The following is a 15455-nucleotide window of genomic DNA, read 5'->3' as shown; positions in this document are numbered from 1 at the left end:
AACTGAGCAGCTTTTGTGAGACGACATGGCTGTTGTTGCTGCTGATCGGGTCTTACTGACCGATTGGCAGCAAACGCAAAATGGTGGCTCGAGCTTAGCGTACTGTTGAAATCCGGATCAACCGATCTGGTTTGAGGAGGGGGTTTTCATGGTTCGTACTCTTGTGACCACAGCGGCTGCCGCGGCGGCATTGGGGGCCATCTTCGCGGCGCCGATGGCCACAGCTGCGCCGAACGAGAACGGCAGCAGCCACGCCAATGAGCGCGCCGCTGGAGGCCAGGGTGTCGCGTCAGCGGCCGGCAGCGGGCGCGGAGGAGTGCTCGGCGCGGTACAGGCGTCGGCGCCGTCGCAGGCCCAGGCCGGGCTGGCGCGGGCAGCCGCGGCTGGTGAGAATGCCGGGCAGCGCGGCAATGACGTCGCATCTGCGGCAGGAAGTGGCGCTGGACCGGTACTGGTTGCCGTTCGAGGCCGCGCCACGGTCGCGGCGCAGGACGGACTCACCGAAGCACTGTGCGAGGCGGCTGACATCTGCGAAGACGAGCTCACTCCCTGACACAACTCGATGAGCACGCGAATGGGGCGCCTCCACCAGGAGGCGCCCCTCTTCTGCTCTTACGGGGTCACTTGACGTCGACGAAGTCGACGTTGCCGGTGTCTGGGGGATGCGGCGGTCGCGTTGGGCGACGCTTTCGGAGTCCGGGGTCCGGCTGCACACCCGCAGCGGATGCGCATGGCGGTAATGCGCACACGTGCGAGGATGGTGACGCGGTCGGTACCGCGTCGACCGGATCGGAGTTCGGGTGATGCAGCGACCGCATCAGGTGGTGGTCCTCGTACTCGACGGTGCACTCCCACTGGACGTCGGGATCCCGGCGGAGGTGTTCCATCCGGAGACGGGATTCCCCTACAAGGTGAAAGCCTGCAGTGTCACTGCCGGAACGGTGCCGTCCCACGGGGGCTTCGGCTATACGGTCCCGCGGGGTCTGGACGCACTGGCCGACGCGGACACGGTCGTCGTCCCGGGGTACGCCCCGTCGGGTCGGCCGATACCGGTGGAGGTACACGAAGCGCTCCGTACCGCCGCATCCTGCGGGACACGCATCGCGTCGATCTGCTACGGCGCGTTCGCCCTTGCGGATGCCGCTCTGCTCGACGGCCTGCGGGCGACGACGCACTGGGATTCGGCGGAGAAGCTCGCTGCGCGGCATCCGGAGATCACGGTCGAGCCGAACGTGCTCTTCGTCGACGAGGGATCCATCCTCACCTCGGCGGGGGCCGCCGCCGGTCTCGACCTGTGCCTGCACATCGTTCGGCGCGACCTCGGCGTGAGCGCGGCGAACGAGATCGCACGAGGACTCGTTACCGCGCCCTACCGGACCGGGGGACAGGCTCAGTACCTGCCGAAGACCACCTCGGCAGCACAGGGCGATTCCCTTGCCACGACACGCGAATGGGCTCTGACGCAGCTCGACCAGCCGCTCACGATCGCCGGACTCGCCGCACACGCGCGGATGTCGCCCCGCACGTTCATGCGCCGGTTCGCCGAAGAGACCGGCTGCACCCCACTGCAGTGGATCCTCCGGGCGCGGATCGACACCGCCCGCGAACTCCTGGAGAGCACGGGGCTGTCAATCGACCGCATCGCCGAACAGGTCGGCCTGGGAACCGGATCGAACCTCCGAGTGCATTTCCGCCGGCTCCTGGATGTGTCCCCCTCGCAGTACCGCGCCACCTTCTCCGGGCGGAGCTGATCAACTACGAGATACGAGGAGGAAGCTCGACGGTTTCTCCCGCTACATCGATCGCGACCTTGCCGCGCAGTGCATACGACCGCCTGTTCTCCAGGAGCTCGTGAGCCTCGCCCGTTCGAGCGAGCGGAAGAGTCGCGCCGATGACCGGCTTCACCAGTCCGCGCTCGACCAGCGTGGTGAGCGCGTCCAGCTTTCCTCGGTTCTGTCGCGTGAAGACGAAGTGATAAGCGGCATTGCGGCCCCACGCCTCGACGAGGTTCTGAGGCTGCGCGATGTCGACGATGCTGACGACGCGTCCGGAGTCGGCGAGCGCCAACGGGCTCCGGGTGAGCGCGTCGCCACCGATCGTGTCGAAGACGACATCAACCTCCGCGCCTCCCGTCATCTCGGCCACGGCATCAACGTATTCCGTCGAAGAGTAGTCAATTGCGGCGTCCGCTCCGAGAGAGCGCACGAACTCGTGGTCGCCGGTCTTCGCGGTGGTGATCACTCGTGCGCCCATCGACGCCGCGAGCTGGATCGCGATCGTGCCGACACCGCCCGCGCCGCCATGGATGAGGATCGTCTCGCCCACGGTGAGCTGAGCTCGTGTCACCAGGGACTCCCAGACCGTTCCGCCGACGAGAGTCAGGCTCGCCGCCTCCAGGTGAGTGAGGTTCTCCGGCTTGCGGCCGACGAGTTCGACGTCGGCGACGTGCTGCTCGGCGTAGGAGCCGGGGCCGCCGAAGATTCGGGGCGTGTAGTACACCGCGTCGCCGACGCGGAACTCGGTCACGTGGGATCCGACTTCCTCGATGACGCCGGAGATGTAGTGCCCGATGATCGGCGGCAGCGGCACAAGATCGGCGTAGTCTCCGCGACGGATCTGAAAGTCGAGCGGGTTGACGGCGGTCGCATGAACGCGTACCCGTACCTCGCGGGGTCCGACCTGCGGCACGGAGACGTCGCGCAGTTCGAAAGCGTCGACTCCGCCGAAACGGGTGAGCACAACGGCTTTCATCAGATCAGTCATATCGGTGTTCCTTCTGGTGGTTCTCGGTGCGCTACGCACCGGGACGGGCGGTTCTTCAGAGTCGCGTTCACGATCCGCATACTCCAGGCGACAGTGCCGACTGCGGCGTCTCGAATGACAACAGGGGCGTCCCGGAGGGAGGGGCGCCCCTGTTGTGTTGGGGGTTACTTGACGTCGACGAAGTAGACGTGGCCGGTGGTCTCGAGGACCCGGTCGTCGCCCTGGTTGTCCCAGACGTACTCGCGGATCGGCTGACCCTGGCGCACCGAGGTCACCCCGGCGTTGTCCAGTCCGGCTGAGCCTTGGCGGTTGACGATGACGCGGTTGCCGTCGGCCTCGAGTGAGGCAATGGTGTCGGCGGCGCTCGTTCCCGACGGGGCCGCTTTGGGGGGCCACGGCCCGGCGGCGGCGGGGCCGGCCAGCCCGATGAAGGCGGTGGCGAATCCGGCGGTGATGGCGGTGGCGGCGGTGAGGTTCTTCATGATCTTTGCCCTTCCCTGTGTGTTGGGTCGGAGCCGTGGAGCGAATCACGCGGTTTCGACGTTTTGTGCTGCTTTCTTGGTGTTCTGACGGCTTAAACCAGCAGGTCAGGGGTTTAATTCCGGTGGCAGGAATTGAACGGTGACTGGCAAGAACACTGCGCCTTTTCCCCGCCGGAACGGCATTCCAGCAGCGAAATGTGGAGAGAGGCCCTGCTGGAATACCGTTCCGGCGGATCCTCGAGCAGCTCGCCGGGCATCAGCCAGTCGTAGATCTCGGCGTAGGTGCGAGACCGCTGGCCCTCCACGCGGCGGTTGAGCATGGCGGGGGAGAACTCGTGGAATCCGGCCACCCCCATCGACGCCACGATCTGGGCGGCACTGGCCACGGTCGCGCGTTGGAAGTTGAACACCCGCGTGGTCTTGTCGGTGACATCGAGCGCTCTGGTGCGCGCCGGGTCTTGAGTGGCCACCCCGGTCGGGCAGTGGTTGGTGTTGCACTTCAGCGCCTGGATGCAGCCGACCGCGAACATCATCGCCCGCGTTGACAACGTGAAATCGGCACCCTGGCAGACGCTGCTGACGATGTCGACGCCGCTGGCCACCTCCTTGCCCGACGCCCCGACCTTGATCTGGTCCCGCAGTCCGGTGCCCACCAGGCTGTTGTGCACCAGCATCAGTCCGTCGGTCAACGGCATTCCCACGTGGTCCTCGAATTCCTGTGGCGCCGCGCCTGTTCCGCCTTCAGAGCCGTCGACGATCACAAAATCCGGCGCGATCCCGGTGGCCAGGATGCCCTTGCAGATCGACAGGAACTCAGAGCGTGCACCGACACAGAGTTTGAATCCCATGGGCTTGCCGTCCGAAAGCCTGCGCAGCGTCGCGACGAACTCCGCGAACTCGATCGGGGTGCGAAACGCGCTGTGCGCAGGTGGCGAGATCACGGTTCGTCCCACCGGAACGCCGCGGGTGGCGGCGATCTCTGCACTGACCTTTGCACCGGGCAGCACCCCGCCCAGCCCTGGTTTGGCTCCCTGCGACAGCTTCACCGACACAGCTTTGACCGAGGGAAGCCGGGTCTTCTCGGCGAAGGCCGCCGGGTCGAAGTGGCCGTCGTCGTCGCGCCATCCGAAGTACCCGGAACCGATTTCCCAGATCAGATCGCCGCCGCCGCGCAGGTGATACGGGCTGATACCGCCCTCACCGGTGTCGTGGGCGAACCCTCCGCGTGCGGCTCCCGTGTTGAGTGCCTCGATGGCGTTGGCGGACAACGCCCCGAAGCTCATGGCCGAGACGTTCAGCAGCGGGATGTCATAGGGCTGGGTGCAGTGCGCCCCGCCCAACCGGACGCGTGGATCCAGGTCATCGGCGAACCGCGCCCGCATTGAGTGGCGCAGGAACCCGTAACCGACGGCGTTCACGTCGCGCTCGGTGCCGAAAGGCTCATCACCCTTTGTGCCTGCGGCCCGTTCGTAGACCATGTCGCGGGTCTCCCGGTCGAACGGCGAGGCCTCGGTGTTCGACTCGATGAAGTACTGGCGGATCTGTGGCCGGACCGCCTCCATCAGCGGGCGGGCGCCGAGGATCGGATAGAGGCGGAAGACGGTGTGCCTCGTCTGCAGCAGGTCCTACGTTCCCAGCGCGGCCACCGCCAGCAGAATCACCCCGGGCAGCGCCCACCATCCGTCACGGGTGGCTGCCAACGAGATGGCCGTGATCACGAGCATCCACACCCCGCCGACGATGAGGGGCCGGATCAGCACGGCGTGAGGGTATCGCGCCGGCCGACAAACGCACGCGAAGTACGCCGAAGCCATCGCCTATGATCGCCGGGTGGCTGAGCAGCCAGTAGACCTATCAGACGATGCGCTGGCCGACGCGGTCAGCGCGGCCAGGCATGCCTTCGACCAGGCAGCCGACCTGGATGCGCTTGCCCGCGCCAAAACCGAGCACCTCGGCGACCGGTCACCGATCGCCCTGGCGCGCCAGGCCCTGGGGTCCCTGCCCAAAGCCGACCGCGCCGGCGCCGGCAAACGGGTCAACGTGGTCAGGGCCGATGTCCAGCGCGTTTACGACGAGCGTCTGGCGGTACTGCGCGCCGAGCGCGACGCCTCCGTTCTGGTCGCCGAGAGAATCGACGTCACGTTGCCGTCGACCCGGCAGCCGATCGGCGCGCGGCACCCCATCACGATCCTCGCCGAGCGGATCGCCGACACGTTCGTCGCGATGGGCTGGGAGTTGGCCGAAGGTCCCGAGGTCGAGACCGAGCAGTTCAACTTCGATGCGCTGAACTTCCCGCCGGACCATCCGGCCCGCAGCGAGCAGGACACGTTCCACGTGGCGCCGGACGGCTCGCGCCAGGTGTTGCGTACCCACACCTCACCGGTGCAGATCCGGGCACTGCTGGAGCGGGAGCTGCCGGTCTACATCATCTCGATCGGGCGCACCTTCCGCACCGATGAACTCGATGCCACCCACACCCCGGTCTTCCACCAGATCGAGGGCCTGGCCGTGGACAAGAACCTCACGATGGCCAACCTGCGCGGCACGCTCGACGCCTTCGCGCGCTCGGAGTTCGGGCCCCAGGGCCGTACCCGGTTCCGGCCCCACTTCTTCCCGTTCACCGAGCCGTCGGCCGAGGTCGACATCTGGTTCCCGAACAAGAAGGGCGGACCCGGCTGGGTGGAATGGGGCGGCTGCGGCATGGTGAACCCGAATGTGTTGCGCGCCTGCGGCATCGACCCCGAGGTGTACTCGGGATTCGCCTTCGGCATGGGTTTGGAGCGGACCTTGCAGTTCCGCAACGGCATCCCCGACATGCGGGACATGGTCGAAGGTGACGTGCGCTTCTCGCTGCCGTTCGGGGTGGGAGCCTGATGCGCCTTCCCTACAGCTGGCTGCGCGAAATCGTCCAGGCCGGCACGCCGGGTTGGGACGTGTCCGCGGAGGAACTCGAACACGCGCTGATCCGCATCGGCCACGAGGTCGAGGAGATCATCCCGGTCGGCCCCGTCAGCGGACCGCTGACGGTGGGCCGGGTGGCCGTGATCGAGGAACTCACCGAGTTCAAGAAGCCGATCCGCGCGGTCAAGGTGGATGTCGGCGCCCAGAACGTCGGTGGCGAACCACGCGACATCGTCTGTGGTGCCACCAACTTCGCCGTCGGCGACCTGGTCGTGGTGGCCCTGCCGGGAACCGTGCTTCCCGGCGACTTCACCATCACCGCGCGCACGACCTACGGCCGCACCTCCGACGGGATGATCTGCTCGTCATCGGAGCTCAACCTGGGCGCTGATCATTCCGGGATCCTGGTTCTGCCGCCGGGCACCGCCGAGCCGGGCGCCCCCGCCGCCGAGGTGCTCGGGCTGGACGACGTGGTGTTCAACCTGGCGATCACCCCGGACCGCGGCTACTGCCTGTCGGTGCGCGGATTGGCCCGAGAGATCGCCAACGCCTACGACCTCGACTACGCCGACCCGGCCGACGTCCCGCCGCTGCCCGTCGACGGCGAGGCGCTGCCGGTGACGATCGAGCCCGGCACCGGCGTGCTGCGTTTCGGGTTGCGGCCGGTGACCGGAATCGACCCGCAGGCGGTGTCGCCGTGGTGGATTCAGCGTCGCCTGCTGCTCAGTGGCATCCGGGCGATCTCGCCCGCGGTGGATGTCACGAACTACGTGATGCTGGAGCTGGGTCACCCCATGCATGCGCACGACCGCGGCCTGATCACCGGCGGGTTCCGGGTGCGTTTCGCCACCCCGGGGGAGACTGTCGTCACCCTCGACGACGTCGAACGTCGCCTGGACCCCGCCGACGTGCTGATCGTCGACGACGCTGCCACAGCCGCCATCGGCGGCGTCATGGGTGCCGGCACCACCGAGGTCCGCGAAACCACCACCGCCGTCCTGCTGGAAGCCGCCGTGTGGGATCCCGCCGCGGTGTCGCGCACCCAGCGGCGGCTGCACCTGCACAGTGAAGCCGGCCGCCGCTACGAACGCACCGTCGACCCCGCCGTGTCCGTCGCGGCACTGGACCGCTGCGCCGCACTGCTCGCCGAGATCGCGGGCGGGACGGTGGAACCCACACTCACCGACTGGCGAGGCGACCCGCCCGCCGACGACTGGTCGCACCCGCCGGTGAGCATGGCCGTCGACCTGCCCGACCGCACCGCGGGGGTGGCGTACCCCGCCGGTGCCGCGCAGAAGAGGTTGACCCAGATCGGTGCCGACGTCGTCCTCGACGGTGACCGGCTGACGGCAACGCCGCCGAGCTGGCGCCCCGACATCAGTCAGCCCGCAGACCTGGTCGAGGAAGTGATGCGGCTGGAAGGACTCGACGTCATCCCGTCGGTGCTGCCGCCGGCGCCGGCCGGGCGCGGTCTCACCCCGGACCAGAAGCGTCGTCGGGCGATCGGGAAGTCGTTGGCGCTCAACGGCTACGTCGAGATCCTGCCCACGCCGTTCCTCGGCGGTGACGTCTTCGATCAGTGGGGGCTGTCCGCCGACGACGAGCGCCGCCGCACCACCCGGGTGCTCAACCCGCTGGAGTCCGATCGCCCCGAGCTGGCCACCACGTTGTTGCCCGGGCTGCTCGAGGCGTTGGCGCGCAACGTGTCCAGGGGGGCGACCGACGTGGCGCTGTTCGGTGTCGCCCAGGTGGTCATCCCCACCTCGGACACCCGTGCCGTCGAGCGCATTCCGAACGATCGCCGTCCCACCGACGACGAGATCGCGGATCTCGACGCATCGCTGCCCCGGCAACCGCGGCACGTCGCCGCGGTGCTCGCCGGCCTGCGCGAGCCCGCGGGTCCGTGGGGTCCGGGCCGCCCGGTGCACCCCTCCGATGCGTTCGAGGCGGTGCGCATCATCGGCCGGGCCTGCGGTGTGGAGTTGACGTTGCGACCGGCGCAGCAGCTGCCGTGGCACCCCGGTCGCTGTGCGGAGGTGGTCCTCGGTAGCCAAGAGGATGCCGTGGTCGTCGGTCACGCCGGCCAACTGCATCCCGCGGTGATAGAACGCTGCAGTCTGCCGAAGGGCACCTGCGCGCTCGAGCTGAACCTGGACATGGTGCCGATCACCGAGACGCTGCCGGCGCCGTTGGTGTCACCGTTCCCCGCGGTGTTCCAGGACGTCGCGCTCGTCGTCGACGAAGACGTCGCGGCCCAGAGCGTCGTCGACGCAGTGCGCGCGGGCGGGGGCCGACTGCTCGAGGACGTCCGGCTGTTCGACGTCTACACCGGCCCGCAGGTCGGCGACGGACGGAAGTCACTGGCACTGGCACTGCGGTTCCGCGCGCCCGATCGCACCCTCACCGAGGAGGAGGCCAGCGCCGCACGCGACGCCGCCGTGGCGCAGGCGGCGGCCCGGGTCAACGCCGTTCTACGGTCCTGACGCCGGATGATCATCCGTGACGAACGTGACACCGACATCGGGGCCATTCGCGCGCTGACCACATCGGCGTTCGCCGATGTGCCGCAGAGTCGCCAGACCGAAGCTGCCATCATCGACGCGCTGCGGGCCGCAGGAGCTCTCACCCTCTCGCTGGTGGCGGCCGATCGGCACCGCGCTGGTGCGGGCCGCGTTGGAACGACTGCGCGAGATCGGGGCGCGGGGTTGCGTGGTGGTGGGCGATCCCGATTACTACCGCAGGTTCGGGTTCACCGACGACGTGTCGTCGCTGGTGGTGCCGGAGGTGCCGCCCGAGAGGTCCTGACGCTGTCCTTGCACGACAACATCCCCACCGGAACCGTGGTATTTCACCCGGCCTTCGGCGTCCAGAGCTGATTGACTCATGGTCTCAGCCCATACCCGCCGGTCACCTGATCCCTGAACAGCTCCACTCGGGGCGGCGCGAAGGTGGTCACGGCGACCACCACCGCCGGCACCGTCAACGCGATCAACCCCGCCCACGACACCGCGGGGCGGTCGTTTGCCGAGCTCACCACGAAGGACACCAACTGGCCGGCAGCCACAGCCAGCACGAAGGTTGCACCGTCCAGCACCAAACGTGTCCGCAGGGACGCCCGTGGCAGAAGCGCGGCCGTCGCGAAGTAACACCCGAGGATCACCACGCACATCGTGTAGTAACCGATAGCCCGCGCCACCGTCAGCGCCGGTGCGTGCTGCGCGGCAGCGATCTGTACACCGGTGAAAGCCAGCAGCGGCCAGTAGGCCATCTTCAGGTGCTCCCACACGCTCTCGTTGACCGGGCAGAACACTGCCAGCACCCGTCGGCGCCCGCCCCACTCGAAGCAGAAGTGCAGCAACATACCGCCGATGACCACTACCGGGATGGCGGCCAAATCCCAGGCCAGAACGTCGTGCACCACCAACTCGACGCTACCCGGGTAATGAGTTTGCAACTTTCTGCATAATCATGCACCATCGCTGCATGACATCCGTCGCCGTCGCCGGTGCCAGTGGCTATGCCGGGGGAGAGATCCTCCGACTACTCCTCGGTCACCCCGCCTATGCCTCCGGCCGATTGACGATCGGAGCACTCACAGCGGCCGCGAGCGCAGGCACGACGCTGGCCGAGCACCACCCGCACCTGCTGCCGCTGGCATCGCGGACGCTGGAGCCCACCGAACTCGACGTGCTCGCCGGACACGACGTGGTGTTCCTGGGGTTACCGCACGGACATTCGGCGGTGTTGGCGGAGCAACTGGGACCGGACACCCTGATCATCGACTGCGGTGCCGACTTCCGGCTCACCGACTCTGCCGACTGGGAGCGGTTCTACGGGTCCGAGCATGCCGGCAGCTGGCCTTACGGCCTACCTGAACTTCCCGGCGGTCGGGACCGGTTGCGGGACGCCAAGCGCATCGCCGTGCCCGGCTGCTACCCGACCGCCGCACTGCTCGCGTTGTGGCCCGCCCTCGCCGCGAACCTGATCGAACCCGCGGTCACCGTCGTCGCCGTCAGCGGCACCTCCGGTGCAGGCAGGGCCGCCAAGGTGGATCTGCTCGGCGCCGAGGTCATCGGATCGGCACGCGCGTACAACATCGGCGGCAAGCACCGGCACACCCCGGAGATCGCCCAGGGGCTGCGCGCGCTGACCGGGGGCGAGGTCACCGTGTCGTTCACCCCGGTACTGATCCCCACGTCACGAGGCATCCTGGCCACCTGCACCGCGCGTACCTCCGCGCCGGTCTCGGACCTGCGGGCCGTGTACGAAAAGGCTTACGACGACGAGCCGTTCGTCTACCTGCTGCCACACGGCCAGTTGCCGAAGACCGGCTCGGTGATCGGCAGCAATGCCGCACAACTCGCGGTCGCGGTCGACGAGGACGCGTCGACCTTCGTCGCGATCGCCGCCATCGACAATCTCGTGAAAGGCACCGGTGGAGCAGCCGTGCAGTCGATGAACCTCGCTCTGGGATGGGCCGAGACCGACGGACTGTCGACCGTGGGGGTGGCGCCGTGACGCGGCTGTTGCGCACCCAGGGCGTGACGGCGCCGGCCGGATTCCGCGCGACCGGAATCGCCGCCGGCCTGAAGGCCTCCGGTGCGCTGGATCTTGCGCTGGTGTTCAACGAGGGCCCCGACCACTCCGCGGCGGGGGTGTTCACCCGTAACAAGGTGAAAGCCGCGCCGGTGCTGTGGTCTCAGCAGGTGCTGACCACGGGCCGGCTGCGGGCGGTCGTCCTGAACTCCGGTGGTGCCAACGCCTGCACCGGCCCCGCGGGTTTCCAGGACACCCACGCCACCGCCGAGGCGGTGGCCGCCGCGCTGTCGGACTGGGGCACCGAAACCGGTGCGATCGAGGTCGCAGTCTGCTCGACCGGGCTCATCGGTGACAGGCTGCCGATGGAGAAGGTGCTTGCCGGGGTCGAAGAGATCGTGCACGAGATGGCAGGCGGCCTCAGCGGCGGTGAGGAAGCCGCACGCGCCATCATGACGACCGACACGGTACCCAAACAGGTTGCGCTGCATCATCAGGACAAATGGACCGTGGGCGGGATGGCCAAGGGCGCCGGCATGCTGGCCCCGTCACTGGCCACCATGCTCAGCGTCATCACCACCGACGCCGTCGCCGACACCGCCGCGCTGCAGCACGCGTTGAAGCGCGCCGCCTCCCGCACGTTCGACCGGCTCGACATCGACGGGAGCTGCTCCACGAACGACACCGTGCTGCTGCTGTCTTCGGGTGCCAGCGAGATCACGCCCAGCCAGGACGAACTCGACGACGCCGTGCTGCAGGTCTGTGACGACCTGTGCGCCCAGCTGCAGGCCGATGCTGAGGGCGTCACCAAGCGCATCGTCATCGGCGTCACCGGCGCGGCTACCGAGGGCGACGCGCTCACCGCGGCGCGGGTGGTGGCCCGCGACAGCCTGGTCAAGACCGCGCTTTTCGGGTCCGACGCCAACTGGGGACGGGTGCTGGCCGCGGTCGGGATGGCCCCGGTGAAGCTCGACCCCGAGCGGATCACCGTGTCCTTCAACGGCTTCCCGGTCTGCGTCGACAGTGTCGGCGCACCGGGGGCGCGTGAGGTCGACCTGTCGGGCGACGACATCACGGTCACCGTCGCCCTGGGCGTCGGATCGGCGTCCGCCGAGGTCCGTACCACCGACCTCTCGCACGCCTACGTCGTAGAGAACTCGGCCTACAGCTCATGAGCCCGACGACCTCTGAGCAGGCTGCGGTGCTCGCCGGAGCACTGCCGTGGCTCAAGGCGCTGCACGGCAAGATCGTCGTGGTGAAGTACGGCGGCAACGCGATGACCGATGACACGCTCAAGGTGGCGTTCGCGGCCGACATGGTCTTCCTGCGCAACTGCGGTATCCACCCGGTGGTGGTCCACGGCGGCGGGCCGCAGATCAGCGCCATGCTCAAAAAGCTGGGCATCGCCGGCGATTTCAGAGGTGGGTTCCGCGTCACCACCCCCGAGGTGCTCGACGTGGCCCGGATGGTGCTCTTCGGTCAGGTGGGCCGGGAGCTGGTCAACCTGATCAACGCACACGGCCCCTACGCCGTCGGCGTCACCGGCGAGGACGCGCAACTGTTCACCGCGGTGCGCCGCACCGTGCTGGTGGACGGCGTCGCCACCGACATCGGTCTGGTCGGCGACGTCGCGCGGGTCAACACCGACGCCGTGCTGGACCTCATCGACACCGGCCGTATCCCCGTGGTGTCGACGATCGCCCCCGACACCGACGGCGTGGTCTACAACGTCAACGCCGACACCGCGGCGGCAGCACTGGCCGAGGCGCTCGGCGCCGAGAAACTGTTGATGCTCACCGACGTCGAGGGCCTGTACACCAACTGGCCCGATCGTGGCTCACTGGTCAGCGAGATCGACGTCGCGGCACTGACACAACTACTTCCCACCCTGGAGGAGGGCATGGTGCCCAAGATCGAAGCCTGCCTGCGCGCAGTCGGTGGCGGTGTCCCGAGCGCACACGTCATCGACGGCCGTGTCGAGCACTGCGTGCTGGTCGAGTTGTTCACCGACGGAGGAGCCGGCACGAAGGTGGTCGGCACGTGACCGCGGGAACCCCGCTGCTGGACCGGTGGTCGGCGGTGATGATGAACAACTACGGCACCCCGCCGCTGGCGCTGGCCAGTGGCGACGGCGCCGTGGTCACCGATGTGGACGGCAGGTCCTACGTCGACCTGTTGGGTGGCATCGCCGTCAACGTCCTCGGTCACGGCCATCCCGCGGTCATCGAGGCGGTCACCCGCCAGATGAGCACGCTGGGGCACACGTCCAACTTGTACGCCACCGAACCGGGGGTGGCGCTGGCCGAAGCGCTCGTCGGGCTCCTCGGAGCTCCGGCCCGGGCGTTCTTCTGCAATTCCGGCACCGAGGCCAACGAGGTCGCATTCAAGATCACCCGGCTGACCGGCCGCACCAAACTCGTTGCCGCGCAAGGCGCATTTCACGGCCGCACGATGGGGTCGCTGGCTCTGACCGGTCAGCCGTCCAAACAGGCGCCGTTCGCTCCGTTGCCAGGAGATGTCACCCACGTGCCCTACGGAGACGTCGAGGCGCTTGCCGGTGCGGTCGACGGCGACACCGCCGCGGTGTTCCTCGAGCCGATCATGGGGGAGGGCGGCGTCGTGGTGCCCCCCGCCGGGTACCTGGCGGCGGCCCGCGACATCACGGCCGCGCGCGGTGCGCTGCTGGTTCTCGACGAGGTGCAGACCGGGATCGGCCGCACCGGGGCATTCTTCGCCCATCAGCACGACGGGATCACCCCCGACGTCGTGACCCTCGCCAAGGGGCTCGGCGGAGGGCTGCCGATCGGCGCCTGCCTGGCGGTCGGCGCGACGGCCGACCTGCTCACCCCCGGCCTGCACGGCAGCACGTTCGGGGGCAATCCGGTCTGCACCGCCGCCGCGTTGGCGGTCCTGAGGGTGCTCGCCGACGAGCGACTGGTCGAACGCGCCGACGTCCTGGGCAAGACCATCAGTCACGGCGCAGAAGCGTTGGGCCATCCTCTGATCGACCATGTCCGCGGTCGCGGCCTGCTGCTCGGTATCGTGCTCACCGCCGAGGCGGCCAAGTTCGTCGAGAGCGCTGCGCGCGAGGCAGGCTTCCTGGTCAACGCGGCGGCACCAGACGTGGTCAGGCTGGCGCCGCCGCTGGTCATCACCGACGCCCAGGTCGACGGATTCCTTTCCGCGCTTCCCGCTGTCCTGGATCGGGCAGGCACTGAGTTGGAGGGCAAATGACCCGGCACTTCCTGCGCGACGACGACCTGACCCCCGAGGAGCAGGCGGAGGTCCTGGCGCTGGCCGCGGAGCTGAAGGAATCTCCGTTCTCCCGTCGCCCGCTGGAAGGGCCCCGCGGGGTGGCGGTGATCTTCGAGAAGAACTCGACGCGCACCCGGTTCTCGTTCGAGGTGGGCATCGCGCAGCTCGGCGGGCACGCCGTGGTGGTCGACGGTCGCAGCACCCAGCTGGGCCGGGAGGAGACGTTGGAGGACACCGGGCAGGTGCTGTCCCGCTACGTCGACGCCATCGTATGGCGGACCTTCGCCCAGGAGCGGCTCACCGCGATGGGTACCGGATCGACCGTACCCATCGTCAACGCGCTGTCCGACGAGTTCCACCCGTGCCAGGTGCTGGCCGATCTGCAGACGCTGGCCGAACGCAAGGGTGCACTGAAAGGGTTGCAGCTGGCCTACTTCGGTGACGGTGCCAACAACATGGCGCACTCGCTGATGCTGGGCGGCGTCACGGCCGGCGTTGACGTCACGATCGCCGCCCCTCGCGGCTTCGAGCCGCACCCGATGTTCGTCGCCGCGGCCGAGGCGCGCGCCGTGCGGACCGGCGCCACCGTCACGCTCACCGACGACCCGGTGCGGGCGGCGGCGGGTGCCGACGTGCTGGTGACCGACACGTGGACCTCGATGGGCCAGGAGAACGACGGCCTCGACCGGGTCCGTCCGTTCCGGCCCTTCCAGCTCAACGCCGGGCTTCTCGGTCACGCGGACTCCGAAGCCGTTGTGCTGCACTGCCTCCCGGCGCATCGCGGACACGAGGTCACCGACGAGGTGATCGACGGCCCGCAGAGCGCGGTGTGGGACGAGGCGGAGAACCGGTTGCACGCCCAGAAGGCGCTGCTGGTGTGGTTGCTCGAGGCGTCGCCGTGACCAGCGCTGCGACCCGTGCCGGGCGGCAGGCCAGGATCGTCGCGCTGTTGTCGGCGTGCTCGGTACACAGTCAGACCGAGCTGGCGGCGCTGCTGGCCGACGAGGGGATCGACGTCACACAGGCGACGTTGTCACGTGACCTCGAGGAACTCGGCGCGGTCAAGCTGCGGGGCGCCGACGGCGGCGTGGGCGTCTACGTCGTCCCCGAAGACGGCAGCCCGGTGCGCGGCGTCACCGGCGGCACCGAACGGGTGTCGCGGCTGCTCGTCGACCTGTTGGTGTCCACCGACGCCAGCGCCAACCTCGCTGTGCTGCGCACGCCCCCGGGCGCCGCGCATTACCTGGCCAGCGCCATCGACCGGGCGGCACTACCGTACGTGGTCGGCACGATCGCGGGCGACGACACCATCCTGGTGGTCGCCCGGGAACCGATGACCGGCGCCGAACTCGCCGCCACGTTCGAGAACATTTCCCGAGCCTGAAGTAACTGAAGAAGGAGTTTGTTATGTCCGAGCGCGTCATCCTGGCGTATTCCGGCGGTCTGGACACCTCGGTGGCGATCAGCTGGATCGGCAAGGAGACCGGTCGCGAGGTGGTTGCGGTCGCCATCGACCTC

15 protein-coding genes and 1 pseudogene are annotated in these 15455 nt (G+C 68.5%); 12 read left to right on the top strand and 4 right to left on the bottom strand.

Translation table 11 applies throughout. The annotated features are described in order from the left end of the window. Window positions 1–148 precede the first annotated feature (148 nt). The gene (locus WA944_RS01515; protein WP_526372034.1) at window positions 149–553 is read left to right on the top strand and encodes a hypothetical protein; all 405 of its coding nucleotides are present in this window, start codon (window positions 149–151) and stop codon (window positions 551–553) included. A gap of 250 nt (window positions 554–803) precedes the next feature. Continuing rightward, the gene (locus WA944_RS01510) at window positions 804–1751 is read left to right on the top strand and encodes a GlxA family transcriptional regulator (protein ID WP_526372042.1); all 948 of its coding nucleotides are present in this window, start codon (window positions 804–806) and stop codon (window positions 1749–1751) included. Between the two features lie 4 nt (window positions 1752–1755). Here the strand turns inward: WA944_RS01510 and WA944_RS01505 are convergent, their stop codons facing one another. The 3 genes and pseudogenes from WA944_RS01505 to WA944_RS01495 form a co-directional block, all read right to left on the bottom strand. Continuing rightward, complete coding sequence (locus WA944_RS01505) at window positions 1756–2763, bottom strand: zinc-dependent alcohol dehydrogenase family protein (protein WP_526372032.1); 1008 nt, start codon at window positions 2761–2763, stop codon at window positions 1756–1758. 164 nt (window positions 2764–2927) lie between these two features. Further along, entirely contained in the window at window positions 2928–3245 is a 318-nt protein-coding gene (locus WA944_RS01500) for a hypothetical protein (protein WP_526372030.1), read from the bottom strand. Window positions 3246–3472: 227 nt separating this feature from the next. Next, window positions 3473–5002: pseudogene (locus tag WA944_RS01495) on the bottom strand (FMN-binding glutamate synthase family protein); the annotation flags it as partial. Window positions 5003–5075: 73 nt separating this feature from the next. Between WA944_RS01495 and pheS the strand changes: the two are divergent. The 3 genes from pheS (at window position 5076) to WA944_RS01480 (ending at window position 8951) form a co-directional block, all read left to right on the top strand. Further along, window positions 5076–6119 carry a phenylalanine--tRNA ligase subunit alpha gene (gene pheS, locus WA944_RS01490; RefSeq protein ID WP_526646143.1) on the top strand — a complete coding sequence of 348 codons (1044 nt, stop codon included), beginning with the start codon at window positions 5076–5078 and terminating at the stop codon, window positions 6117–6119. Beyond that, window positions 6119–8629, top strand: a complete 2511-nt coding sequence (pheT, locus tag WA944_RS01485; RefSeq protein WP_526374995.1) for a phenylalanine--tRNA ligase subunit beta — start codon at window positions 6119–6121, stop codon at window positions 8627–8629. The genes pheS and pheT overlap by 1 nt, the downstream gene beginning before the upstream one ends. Window positions 8630–8705: 76 nt before the next feature. After that, entirely contained in the window at window positions 8706–8951 is a 246-nt protein-coding gene (locus WA944_RS01480; protein WP_526374993.1) for a GNAT family N-acetyltransferase, read from the top strand. A gap of 76 nt (window positions 8952–9027) precedes the next feature. Here the strand turns inward: WA944_RS01480 and WA944_RS01475 are convergent, their stop codons facing one another. Further along, the gene (locus tag WA944_RS01475) at window positions 9028–9567 is read right to left on the bottom strand and encodes a DUF6512 family protein (RefSeq protein ID WP_526374991.1); all 540 of its coding nucleotides are present in this window, start codon (window positions 9565–9567) and stop codon (window positions 9028–9030) included. A 62-nt stretch (window positions 9568–9629) separates the two neighbouring features. Here WA944_RS01475 and argC point away from each other — a divergent pair, with 62 nt between their 5' ends. The 7 genes from argC to WA944_RS01440 all read left to right on the top strand — a co-directional run. After that, window positions 9630–10664, top strand: coding sequence for an N-acetyl-gamma-glutamyl-phosphate reductase (gene argC / locus WA944_RS01470; RefSeq protein ID WP_526646141.1), 1035 nt, complete (start codon window positions 9630–9632; stop codon window positions 10662–10664). Continuing rightward, window positions 10619–11857: a bifunctional glutamate N-acetyltransferase/amino-acid acetyltransferase ArgJ gene (argJ, locus tag WA944_RS01465; protein WP_526374987.1), complete on the top strand. Its 1239-nt coding sequence runs from the start codon at window positions 10619–10621 to the stop codon at window positions 11855–11857. Before argC ends, argJ begins: the two co-directional genes overlap by 46 nt. After that, window positions 11854–12726, top strand: coding sequence for an acetylglutamate kinase (gene argB / locus WA944_RS01460; RefSeq protein WP_526374985.1), 873 nt, complete (start codon window positions 11854–11856; stop codon window positions 12724–12726). The genes argJ and argB overlap by 4 nt, the downstream gene beginning before the upstream one ends. After that, the gene (locus WA944_RS01455) at window positions 12723–13916 is read left to right on the top strand and encodes an acetylornithine transaminase (protein ID WP_526374983.1); all 1194 of its coding nucleotides are present in this window, start codon (window positions 12723–12725) and stop codon (window positions 13914–13916) included. Before argB ends, WA944_RS01455 begins: the two co-directional genes overlap by 4 nt. Beyond that, window positions 13913–14839, top strand: coding sequence for an ornithine carbamoyltransferase (gene argF, locus WA944_RS01450; RefSeq protein WP_526374981.1), 927 nt, complete (start codon window positions 13913–13915; stop codon window positions 14837–14839). Before WA944_RS01455 ends, argF begins: the two co-directional genes overlap by 4 nt. Then, window positions 14836–15321 carry an arginine repressor gene (locus WA944_RS01445; protein WP_159231371.1) on the top strand — a complete coding sequence of 162 codons (486 nt, stop codon included), beginning with the start codon at window positions 14836–14838 and terminating at the stop codon, window positions 15319–15321. Before argF ends, WA944_RS01445 begins: the two co-directional genes overlap by 4 nt. A gap of 23 nt (window positions 15322–15344) precedes the next feature. Beyond that, window positions 15345–15455, top strand: a 111-nt coding sequence (locus tag WA944_RS01440) for an argininosuccinate synthase domain-containing protein (RefSeq protein ID WP_526374999.1), incomplete at its 3' end; no start/stop codon positions are given.

This window comes from Mycobacterium sp., from assembly GCF_049683355.1.
Classification (GTDB): Bacteria; Actinomycetota; Actinomycetes; order Mycobacteriales; family Mycobacteriaceae; genus Mycobacterium.
This window is presented reverse-complemented; position numbering and strand designations above follow the sequence as displayed.